The sequence below is a fragment of the Pontibacter brevis genome, assembly GCF_054779655.1.
In genome coordinates, this window is record NZ_BAAGXV010000004.1 from 1 (window position 1) to 12,018 (window position 12,018).

Consider the following 12,018-nt stretch of genomic DNA (forward strand, 5'->3'; position numbering starts at 1 on the left):
TTTTCTGTTAGCTCTGAGACCAGCCGTTTTGACTGGGCTGGTCTCAGAGCTTTTTTCGCAACACATCCTGCAGCATTTGTTTGTCCAGGCTCAGGTCCGCCACCAGCTGCCCAGAGTTGCCGGTTCTCCTCCTCCAGTTGCCGCAGCTTGCGCAGCTCACTCACCCCTAAACCACCGTATTTTTTCTTCCAGTTGTAGAAGGTGGCATCCGAGATGCCCATCTTGCGGCATACCTCCTCCACCTTGACACCCGTCTCTGCTTGCTTGATGGCGAAGATGATTTGCGCCTCTGTGAACTTTGATTTTTTCATGGCAATTCGNGAAGGGGCTTTAGGCAACTTAGTGCTATTCATTTAAGGAGGACTGTTAGCTTTCTCATTACATTTTCACATCCAGCTTAATGTCTTCTTTGTTGGAGCGCTTTGTCTTGATCCAGAGCAGGTTGTTCGGAGCGTCGTAGTACCAGCCTGCTCCGCGTTCCAGGGCGGCAGCGTTAGCCACAGCTTTTATCTTTTTCCCGTTCTCTGTGATGCTGGCGGGTGCTTTCCTGTCGTTCCAGTGGATTTTAGCCAGGTAATTGTGCGACGGCACTTTGTACCTGCCCTTTGGCTTCTGAATGGCCAGATTCAATCCTGTGTTAGATAGGTTTGAAGTAATTTCTGTGATGGCGAACTCTCCATTTTTGTAATCAAGGCTTCTGCCATCGTCTTCATAAAGCTCGAACTTAGAAGCTCCGTGTGGGAAAACATCCAGCGTAATCGTATTCACCGGCTTTTCGCCAACATACTTCATCTCCGGCTGCATCGGGATAATGGCGCCTCCTTTGGCGAACATCGGGATGGTATCCAGCGGCGTGAGCACGTGCACATACTGCTTGCCTTCATACTTCTTGCCTGTCCAGTAGTCGAACCAGGTGCCTTCTGGCAGGTAGATGGTGCGTGTCTTGGCACCCTTCGTGGTTACAGGGTTTACCAGCAGGTTATTGCCGAACATGTACTGATCGGCTATATCATATACGTTCGGGTCGTTCTGGTGCTCCAGCACCAAGGCACGCATAAGGGGCACACCGGTGGTATGATTGATGTAGTTGTTGCTGTACATGTACGGGATAAGCCGGTAACGCAGCAGGTCGTAGTTCTTGAAGTTTCGCAGCGCATTCTCGCCGTAATTCCAGGGCTCTTTGTAAGTCGGGTGTTCCATGCCGAGCAGGTGCGCCACCGGGCTGAACATACCAAACTGCACCCAACGGATATACAGTTCCGGGTCAGCCACGTGCTCAAATCCGCCCATGTTATGCGACCAGTTACTGACACCAGACAAGCCAATGTTGAGGCCTGCCTTAATAACAGGTGCAAAATACTGCCATTCGCTTGGCCAATCGCCCGCCCAGATAAATGGGTAGCGCTGAATGCCGGCGTAGCCTTCGCGGGTGTGGGCCATGCCACGTATGCCGTTATGCTCCTGGAATTTCTCGTAAGAAGCCTTGGTATAGATAAGCGGGAAAATATTGTGCTTCCACTTGATGTCCTCTCCTGTTGGACCCACTTTGTCGCTTTCGTTGGCCAGGGCACCAAAGGCACTGCCTTCATCTGTTTTCAGGAACATGGCTCCCAAATCGGCAATGCGTTTTACACCGTTCTGCCACCACCAGTCTACTGCTTTCTGGTCAAAGAAATTCACAAACTCCCCGGGCGAGTCCTGCTCCGGGTATACAAAGCCTTGCTCCTGCGCCATGGCCAGCAGGTTTAGCTGCTCCCCGTTATCGAAGCGTGGCCGCAGGTGCAGGCCCACCATTTTGTAGTCCATGGCATAGAGGCTATCGAACATGCCTTTGGGATCTTTGAAGGTTGGCCGCCACTCAAAAGAAGTAGCGCCTTTTCCTCCCTGCTTCCCGAAGATGCGCCAGGTAGAATCGAGGTGCAGGATATCGGCCGGTATGCCGTAGGTTCTGAACTTTCGCCCCAGCTCCACTACATAGTTGTCAGATGTTTCGGCTTCGTGCCCCCAGGTGCCTCCGCTATAGGTACCCACATGCAGGCCCAGCGCAAACTGTGGCAGAAGCGGTGCTTTCCCGGTGAGGGAGGTATAGCTGTCTAACAATGCCGGAAAGCCTGGCCCGTACATAAAGTAATAGTCCAGTTCTCCGCCTTCTGCTTTAAAGCTGTAGCTTTCCGGGTTGCTCATGCCCATGTCCCACTCTGTGGGGTAGGCAGTATGAAAGAAGATGCCGTAGCCGCGGGTACTCATAAAGAAAGGCACCGGCGAATAGTTTGCCTCCAGCACATTATAAGCCCCCACGTGGTGCGGCAGCCCTTTGCCCCTGCCCACATTCAGGCTGAGCTTTTTGTTTCGCTGGTCCAAAAAGTCCATTCGCTCTCCGAAGCCAAAAAAGTGCTCGTCCGGCGCCAGCTGCTTCTTTACAGCAACGGCCTGCCCATCTTTTACAAGGCCTTCTCCGCCTGTGGCATCAGCTGTCAGCAATTTGCCATCCTTTGTATAGACCGCAATACCGAAGGGAGCTTTGTTTACTTTGATGTCGAGCTTGTCTGTTTGCAGCAGGAAGTGGTCAGGCTGCTCCGATGCCTTTACCGCTACCGCTGGCCAGTTGTACTGCACGACCATGTAAGGCTCGTTCGGCTGAAATGTTCTGCCCCAACTGGCCCTTACCCGGAACATGTCCGGTGTTTGAAACTCCAGCTTTACGTCCGCATTGGCGTTCCTGAAAAACACCTCGTTCCCCTGCTGCCTAAAGCCAGACTGGTAGTTACCGACTGCGCTCTGACCCAGCATTGGTAAGCAGAATGCCTGGAGAAGAATAAGGATTGCAACTACCTGCTTTAAGCTCTGTATCATTCTGTTGTATATTTTCTTACGATGAGTTGATGATTGATACTGTGTCTCTACCTGTTGTTCCAAGGTAGAGACAGCAGCATATAGCCTCTACCATGTGCGTAGTAGAAGGCTAGAAATAAAAATAGGTATTTCTGCTGATGTTGCCATCCTGCACTGTCCGGTAAAGCTTTACTGTTCCTGGCTTGGTTGCCTGTATGCTTAAGTTCTGAAGCAGGATATTATAAAAGCTAATCTGCATTGAATATAAAAGAAGAGCGACCTGCCAGGGCCGCTCTTCTTTTATACTTTCATCAATTTAAACTAACACAGCATTAATACCCTGGATTCTGCTGGTAAAGGCCTTCTTTTACCTGCAACTGGCTAAACGGAATAGGATAGATAATGTAATTCGGATCAAGGCTATTCGCCATCACATTGCGGGTGTCCTCAGTTGGCAGCCATTCATTCATTACTTCTATCACCTTACCCGTTCGAACAAGATCGTGCCAGCGATGTCCTTCTCCTGCAAATTCACGTCGTCTTTCTTCCAGGTACATATCCAGCGTTACTCCCGAAACAGGCTCCAGCCCGGCTCGGGCTCTGACACGGTTTACGATTTCATCTACCTCCGCCTGTGTGCCCGGTGCACCCTGAAGAATAGCCTCCGCTTTCATCATCAGCACATCGGTGTACCTGATGATAGGGAAATTAATGCCCCAGTCAAAGCGGTCCAGGCCGTACCGGTCCTCATCCAGGAATTTCCTGAAGAAGGGTCTCGGGTCACTGTTTCCAAACTCATCTGTAAATCCCTGCTGTACGGCAACGCCTAAACGAACATCTTCCGCAGGGTAAGCTTCTATCAGGTCGTTGGAGAGAGGCTTCGTTTCAAGACCCGCCGGAAAAGGTATGCCCACAGCGTTGAAATAAGAGTTTGGTGCCATCGTGCCAGGGTATGTGCCTCCTGTGCCAAGCCCGCCACTCAGAAACTGAATATCAAACACAATGTCTGGATTATTCTCGTTCGTGTAGGCAAAGATGTTGGAATAATCCTCTACCCAGGAATATGGGCCATTGTTAATGACATCATTCAGCAACGTAAGCGCCTCTGCATATTCGTTCACAGCTAATCCGGGGCCCTCGATACCATAAGTAGGTGCCGAGCGGGTCAGGTGCACCAGCGCTAACAGTGATTTGGCAGCCCATGAGGTAGCCCTTCCTCTGTTGGCAGCGCCATATGAAGCTGGCAGCGTTTGTATAGCCGTGTTCAGGTCAGACACGATAAGGTCATACACCTCTGGCACCGGACTTCTTGGCACCTCCAGTGCTTGTGCAGGAGACACAGAAGTATTATATACCGGAACCTTTCCATACAAGCGCACCAGGTCGAAGTAATAGAGTGCTCTCAGGAAACTTGCTTCCCCCTCAAACTGGTTTCGCTGGGCATCATCCGGTACTGCACTGACATTCAGTCTGTCCAGTACTGTGTTGGCGCGCATAATGCCATTAAAATTTTCGTTCCATGCCGAGATCACAAGCGAATTAGTCTCCAGCGTGTTCACAAAATTGTTAATCGGTTCATGCTCTCTTACGCCAATCTCTGTGGTGGCATACATGTTGTCTGACCTTATTTCTGACAGGTTGAAATGCCTGTCAGGGTAAGGGCGGAGCTGCGCATAGATACCGTTCACAGCCTGCTGAAAATCAGCAGCATCACGATAAAAATTAGCCGCACTGGCATCCGATAGCGGCGCCTGGTCCAGTTCTTCCTCACAGGAAATCAAACCCACCATTAATGCGGAACATATAAATAAGGATAACTTTCTCATCTTTAACACTTTTAGGATTTAATTAAAATGTGAGGTTTAGTCCAAACGTCATAGACTTTGCCAGCGGGAAAGCACCGTAGTCGTCGCCTCCGGAGTTAACTGCCTCCGGGTTGTAGCCGCCCTCATATTCATCCGCTCCGAACCAGTTCTCAGCACTTGCATAAATGCGGGCTCCCTGTACAAATTTGTTGCCTCTCATTAACCTGCCTAAATCATACCCAAGCGTAATGTTTCTTACTCTCCAGTAATCAGAGGAATAGATCCAGTCCGAGTTTTTAATAAACCCGAATCTACCTGTTGCCTTGCCACGGCTGCCATCTCCCGGATTTTCAGGTGATCTCCAGCGGTTGCGGTGCACGCCCAAGGTATTTTCTACCCAGCCCATACTGGTTCTATCGGTAGCGCGGCCAAACAAAGAGTAAATCTGGCCACCCTGCTGGCCCTGCACCAGCACCCGAAGGTCAAAACCTTTGAAGCTAAAAGAGTTTGTGATACCCCAGGTATAATCAGGGTTTCTGTCGCCCATCATCACCCGGTCATCTGCCGTGATAACGCCATCGCCATTGGCATCAAAGTACCGCACATCACCAGCTGTCTGGTTTCCATAGAGTGCTGCCCCGTTGTCGATGTCTTCCTGTGTCAGGATGCCATTTCTTCTGACCACATAAATCACATTCATGGGCTCTCCTACCATCATGATGTTGTGAGGCGGGTCAAAGTCACCGCTTTGTATCGGCGTGTTATTAGGGCCTAGCTGCCTTACCTCGTTTTCGTTGTGGCTCAAGTTGATGTTGGTGTCCCATCTGAACTCGCCTGTAAGATTGTGGGTGGCCAACTCAAATTCCCATCCCTGATTAAAGACTTCACCGATGTTGGTAAGTGCGCTGGAGAAACCTGTAGCAGTAGGCACCGGAATGTTTAACAGGAGGTTGGTATTGGTTTTGGTATAGTAATCAAATGAAGTGAAGACCCTGTTCTGGAAAAGCCCCAGGTCTAAGCCTATGTTATAGGTTTCGGACTGTTCCCAGCCTAAATCAGGGTTAGGGAAGTTACGCGGCACCTGGCCGGTTGCCAGGTTGCCTCCAAAAGTATAGTTTGAGAACCCGAGCAAAGCAATATGGGAGTAGTTACCGATACCGTTGTTTCCTGAGATTCCCCAGCTTCCTCTTAGCTTCATGTCGCTTACAAAGTCTACCCCCTTCATGAAGGCTTCTTCAGAAATCCTCCATCCTAAAGAGGCTGACGGGAAGGTACCCCACTTGGTATCATCACCGAAACGGGAGGAGCCATCACGGCGCACTGTAACCCCAAGGAGGTAGCGGTCCATAAAGCTATACTGCATCCTGCCGAAGTAAGAAAGCATCGTGTTTCTGCTTTCGGCTGTATAAGTCTGGCCTACATTGATGTTATTGGCTGCGTTGAGTGTGCTGATATCATCAGACCCGAACCCTTCAGCACTTCTGATCTGGAAGTTGTTAAAGCTCCCAAAATTGTAAGAGGCTCCAGCTAACAGGGAAACACTATGGTTGTCAGCAAATACGGTGTTGTAGGACAGCGTATTTTCATTCACGAATGTTTGCCTGCGGTACCCGCTAAAGTTACCAAACGCCTGCCTGTTGCCCAGCACACCACTCACTGTGGCTGGTCTGTAGCTTTTTGTGCTCGCATCAGAATGGTCCAAGTTGATGGTGGATCTGAAGGCCAGGTTGTCTAAAATGCTGTACTCGCCATATATGGTTGCCAGTGTTCTGAAAATCTCAGTGTCTCCGATGGATTGCTCAATCACTCTTACTGGGCTGTTTCTCGAAAAGCCCCACTGGTAATTCCTGTTGTTTCCGACGTTGACGTCAATACCAACCGTATCTTCTGAAACCGGTGTATGAGAGGTCGCTACGTGCATTTGATTGTCACGGCCTTCCACGCCTGGGTCACTGGCGATGGAATAAGATGGGTTTAGGTTGATGCCTACTTTTAACTTGTCGCTGGCCTTCACCTCCACATTTGCTCTTGCAGAATACCGCTTGTAGCCAATGCCTATCGCTATACCATCCTGATCCAGGTAGTCTCCTGATACATAGTAGTTTAAAAACTCATTTCCGCCGGATGCGGCCACCTGGTAGTTTTGCACAAAACCTTTTCTGAAAAGCTCATCCTGCCAGTCTATCAAGGTAAGCCCCGGGTAGCCAGGCTGCAACCAACGTTCGTCCAGCATCAGGTTCTGATTGAAACTACCATGCGTTGCAACTCTTTCTGCAGTCGTCTGCTCTGCTGTTCTACCCACTCCGGAGGTTACCCAGTTATAATTGATAACCTCTATCGCTCTTTCAATCCACTCTTCTCCACTCAGCACATCCAGCTTCTTCGCTGTTTCATTCCAACCCATGTAGGTATTGAAAGTAATTTTTGGCTTTCCGGCCCTGCCTGATTTGGTTGTGATGATAACCACACCATTCGCGCCACGTGAACCATAAATGGCTGCTGCGGAGGCATCTTTCAGCACCTGGATAGACTCTATATCGTTCGGGTTGATGTTATCTAAAGGATTTCCGGTTGAGAAACCTCCAGCCGAGTTTTGTGTGGCTACATCCAGCGGAAAACCATCTATCACATAAAGCGGCTCATTACTGGCATTGATCGAGCCTGTACCTCTCACCTGAATACTAAAGCCTCTGCCGGGCACGCCGCTGGTCTGCTGCACGCGCACACCTGCCATCTGGCCTACAAGGGCCTGGTCTACTCTGGCAATTGGTCTTTCTTCAATCGCCCTGGAATCTACAGTAGCAATAGCGCCTGTAATGTCAGCTCTTTTCTGGGTACCATAACCCACTACCACCACCTCTTCCAGCGCCTCGGAGTCTTCCGATAAGGTAACGTTGAACGTTTGTGGCCCGGAGAAGGACCTTTCTACCGGGCTAAAGCCCACGAAAGAGAACACCAGCGTTCCGGGTGTCTCCGGCACAGACAAAGAAAAAGAACCATCTGGCCCGGTGGCGGCACCGGTGGTGGTACCTTTCAGTAACACGGTTACACCAGGCAGCGGATCGCCTGCTGCAGATGTTACCCTACCTGTTATAGTCCATTGGAAAACATTCGCTGATACAGCAGAAGGATTCGATAAAGCCTCCTGGGGAAGAGCAGCGCCAGCAAGAGCTAAAGGTATAAATGCCATACAGCTTTTTAGCTGCCATAGCTGTTTTTTACTTCTCATAGGTAAGCGTTTTAGTTATCATATTAGAATTATTTACAATCAGAACTTCCTATAGCAAGCCGGTTCTTAAAGGAGCTTTAACAACAGCAGTGCCCTGTATCCTTATGCCGGGCAGGGCTTAAAAGCGAAAAACAGAAGGTGACACCGCTTTACCTGGATGCGCTTTTTTAATAATGCCTTACCTTTTATGTGCCTTGTGCCTTAGCAGAGCAAAGGCTCCTGCAACCGTTCTTCGGAAAATGAAGAACCTGTATCTTATTCTAAATTTATAGCATTCAAAAAAGCTTTCTATCCTGCTCTATCCTGTAGCAGGAAAAAGAAAGCATTGCCCAATGGTTATTTGCATGCGCCTGACAGGCCTTGGCCGGAGCAACTGACCTGCAAGCTTCATTGAACCATTATAGGCTGTAGCTGACAAGAAAGGCTGAAAGGGGAATTCCTGATCAGGAAATGAAGCGTATGGAGTTAGTTCTAAACCTGCCTTTATGATGGGCCGCTGCTTCTGTAGTGAGGAACTGTAAATTTTACTCGAGGGGAAGCAGTTTCCTGTTGTTCTTCTGACGCACCTGTGGCAGCAGACAGATGTTGACTTTCAGGTAGTACTTTGTAATTGGAGAAGCCCGGTGCGCTGCCTGCTCCCGGGCTTAAAAATATTTCGCATACAGCCGCTAATACAGGACACTACCGGACAGTTATGAAATCAATTATGCCTATTTTACACATCTAATGCTTTCTATCCATAGCTTAATGAAGAGTAAAGCAGCAATGGTACAGGATAATTTGATACCAGCAGGCTACCACTAATGTACAGCCTTGCCACATGCTGCAGAAGCAGCAGCACAAGCCGAAAATTTATTATCTAAATAAAGACAGAAATGAAGAAGACCCTTGCCTCACAGTTAGACTCCATCAATGAATATGAGAGAGAGCCGGTTCCTGCGCATAAGCTGAAAGGCCTGAAAAGTTTTGTTGGCATGTATGCCGGTGAGCACACAGCCGGAACTGAATTTGTGATTGGGCCTTTGTTTGTTGTGCATGGCGTAAGTGCCTCGGACCTTTTCTTAGGTTTGCTGGTCGGCAACATTTTAGCCGTATTAAGCTGGGCATTCTTATGTGCCCCTATAGCCGTAAAAGCCAGGCTCACGCTGTACTACCAGTTAGAGAAAATATGCGGCAGGTACCTTGTATCCGGTTATAACCTTGTAAACGCCTTGATGTTCTGTTTCCTGGCAGGCTCTATGATTGCGGTAGCGGCAACAGCAGTGGGTATTCCTTTTAACATCGCAATGCCCGGCCTGGATGACCTGTATCCTTCCAGCGTGGGCTGGATGGTCACCGTATTTTTTGTAGGTACTGTCATCACCATTGTTGCTATCCTGGGGTATGAGCAGATATCTAAATTCGCTAACGTTTGCGCTCCCTGGATGATCCTCGTCTTTGTGGCAGCAGCCTTTGCCGTGATGCCACAGTTAGGCATCACTTCTGTAGGAAGCTTCTGGGAAGTAGCCCAGACCCGGATATGGAATGGCGTTCCGGTGGAAGGATTCAGTAAATTCACTTTCTGGCATGTAACCTTCTTTGCCTGGTTTGCCAACATGGCCATGCACATAGGCATGGGCGACCTCTCTATCCTGAGATATGCAAAAAAATGGCAGTATGGCTTTGCCTCCACTACTGGTATGTTCATCGGCCATGTGATGGCCTGGATTGCCTCCGGTATTTTGGTGGCTGCCGCGAGCGGTGAGGTAACGCCGGGTCCTATTGCCTACAACAGTGCCGGCATAGCAGGTGCTATTTGCGTGATGATTGCTGGATGGACCACCGCTAATCCCACCATTTACAGAGCAGGCTTAGCTGTACAGTCTATTGTGCCCGCTGTGAAAAGATGGAAGGTAACCTTGATAGTAGGCCTGGTAACAACTGTTGCAGCACTGTTCCCTGCCCTGGTGATGAGGCTGCTGGACTTTGTTGCGCTCTATGGTTTGGTCCTCATGCCAATGGGAGCCATCATCTTCATCGACTTTTATATCATGCCTAAAGTTGGCCTCCGCAGCAACTATGCCAGCGTGGCAAAAACTAACTTTAACGTGGCGGCAGGAGTTACGTGGCTTGCCACCTTGCTGGTGTGCTTATTCCTAAACTTTTACCAGGGCATCGAAATTTTCTTCCTGGGGCTGCCGGGTTGGTTTATTGCTGCAGCGCTCTACATCGCCTTAAGCAAAGTTTACCAGCAGAAGGAAGTAAGAGAGCTGGAAGTGAAAGTTTCAGCAAATTCATTGTAATCAGGTTTCGCAACCCCCACCCACTTATACTATCATGCAAGCTATCTTAAAAATCATCTCCTATATAGGCCTTATTCTGACGGTAGTGCCTTCTTTCTTAGTGTTTGCAGGAGCTATCGAACTTAGCTTTCATAAAACGTTGATGTTTATAGGTACCCTGCTCTGGTTTTTCACGGCACCTTTCTGGATGAACAAACAGAAACCGGAAGCGGCCACAACGTAGCTTTTGCCGCTACATGGTACTCCGCTGAAGCAGGTCTGCTGTTGTTGCCTTCCTACTGAGGACCCACGTCAAGAGCTTCCCTCCTGCCCAACAAACCTATTGTCTAACTTTTACCCAAACACTCTCATTATGATGCCTTGTATCGCCGTCTTTGATATTGGCAAAGCAAACAAGAAACTCCTGCTATATGATCAGCGCTATCATATTGTGAAAGAGGAGGAAGTAAGATTTGAAGAAATTGTGGATGATGACGGAGACAAAGGAGAGGATTTAGAGGCTCTCACACGTTGGCTTCGCACGACATGGAGGGCTTTGGAAGACGATACACGCTATGACGTATTGGCTGTGAATTTTACCACGTATGGCGCCAGCCTTGTGCACCTGAACGATGCAGGCGAGCCTGTTACGCCTCTTTACAGCTACTCAAAGCCTTTCTCGGAGCACCTGGAAAGCCAATTCTACAGCACTTATGGAGACAAGGGCTTACTCTCAGAAGAAACGGCATCGCCATCACTGGGCATGCTGAATTCAGGCCTGCAGCTTTACTGGTTAAAGCATGAGAAACCCAGTCTCTTTAAGCAAATCAAACATACGCTGCACCTGCCCCAGTACATCGCCTATCTCTTCACTGGGCAGCTACTAACTGAATATACCAGCCTTGGTTGCCATACCGCCCTTTGGAACTTTCAGAAACAGGATTACCATGCCTGGGTTTATGCCGAGGGTTTAGACAAGCTTTTCCCCCCGCTGCGGCAACACTACCGGCCTTTGGAAACGTCCTTCCGGTCTGAAACCATTCCTGCAGGATTAGGGCTACACGACAGCTCGTCTGCTCTTATTCCTTACTTAAAGCAATACCGCAAGCGTTTCTTACTCCTTTCTACCGGCACCTGGGGTATCACCCTGAATCCTTTTGCCCATAAGCCTTTAAGCACGTCAGACTTAGAACAAGATTGCCTTCAGTATTTAACTTATCGCGGCAATCCGGTAAAGGCATCTCGCAAACTTATCGGTCATGTGCATGAGGAGCAAAATGAACTCCTGGCGAAACATTACCAAAAACCATCGGATTATTTTAAAACAGTACAATATGATGAGAAGCTTACACAAGATTATCTGCAACCAAGCTATAATAATACACTCGACCAGAAGCAGACGCTACTGAATAAAAAAGTAGCTTCGGCCACGCATGTAGAATTGGAGTTGGCCTTGTATCCTACTTATGAAGAGGCATATCATCAGCTGATGGAGCAGATTATTCAGCAGCAGCTGGACTCTTTATTTCTTTCAGCTGAAGGAGATTTAAGTGACTTCAAAATTTTAGTTGTTGACGGCGGGTTTAGCCGAAATAAGGTGTTTATGTCTTTGTTAAAGAAAGCGTTCCCTGACCTGAGAGTGAAAGCCGGAAAGTCGGCGCAGGGAACTGCTTTGGGGGCTGCACTCGCATTAAACATATGGCCCTACTAGGTCTCCTCCTAGTAGGTGATACCAAAAAACTCTCTGCCCCTCTTTCATACAAATCCCCCTCCTGCCACCATGCATATGTAAGCTCCCCCGTATTTTGAGCCATTTGAAAGTTGACTTTTCAATTTACAATTTCTTCCAATAAATCAACCGGAGCTCTGAAGTTGAGGGCCTGATGAGGCC

General features: G+C 48.9%; 6 protein-coding genes and 1 pseudogene. 3 read left to right on the top strand and 4 right to left on the bottom strand.

What is annotated here, in order from left to right; genetic code table 11:
- The 4 genes and pseudogenes from ACYVB1_RS00705 to ACYVB1_RS00720 form a co-directional block, all read right to left on the bottom strand.
- A pseudogene (locus tag ACYVB1_RS00705) lies at positions 1-311 on the bottom strand (transposase); the annotation flags it as partial.
- A 67-nt stretch (positions 312-378) separates the two neighbouring features.
- Positions 379-2,853, bottom strand: a complete 2,475-nt coding sequence (locus tag ACYVB1_RS00710) for a glycoside hydrolase family 31 protein (protein ID WP_460919464.1) — start codon at positions 2,851-2,853, stop codon at positions 379-381.
- Between the two features lie 311 nt (positions 2,854-3,164).
- Positions 3,165-4,658 carry a RagB/SusD family nutrient uptake outer membrane protein gene (locus tag ACYVB1_RS00715; RefSeq protein ID WP_460919466.1) on the bottom strand — a complete coding sequence of 498 codons (1,494 nt, stop codon included), beginning with the start codon at positions 4,656-4,658 and terminating at the stop codon, positions 3,165-3,167.
- 22 nt (positions 4,659-4,680) lie between these two features.
- Positions 4,681-7,827: a SusC/RagA family TonB-linked outer membrane protein gene (locus ACYVB1_RS00720; protein WP_460919468.1), complete on the bottom strand. Its 3,147-nt coding sequence runs from the start codon at positions 7,825-7,827 to the stop codon at positions 4,681-4,683.
- 914 nt (positions 7,828-8,741) lie between these two features.
- Between ACYVB1_RS00720 and ACYVB1_RS00725 the strand changes: the two genes are divergently transcribed.
- From ACYVB1_RS00725 to ACYVB1_RS00735, 3 genes are all read left to right on the top strand, one after another.
- Positions 8,742-10,148, top strand: coding sequence for a purine-cytosine permease family protein (locus ACYVB1_RS00725; RefSeq protein ID WP_460919470.1), 1,407 nt, complete (start codon positions 8,742-8,744; stop codon positions 10,146-10,148).
- A gap of 34 nt (positions 10,149-10,182) precedes the next feature.
- Positions 10,183-10,371, top strand: coding sequence for a hypothetical protein (locus tag ACYVB1_RS00730; protein WP_460919472.1), 189 nt, complete (start codon positions 10,183-10,185; stop codon positions 10,369-10,371).
- A 129-nt stretch (positions 10,372-10,500) separates the two neighbouring features.
- Complete coding sequence (locus tag ACYVB1_RS00735) at positions 10,501-11,838, top strand: FGGY-family carbohydrate kinase (protein ID WP_460919474.1); 1,338 nt, start codon at positions 10,501-10,503, stop codon at positions 11,836-11,838.
- Positions 11,839-12,018 lie beyond the last annotated feature (180 nt).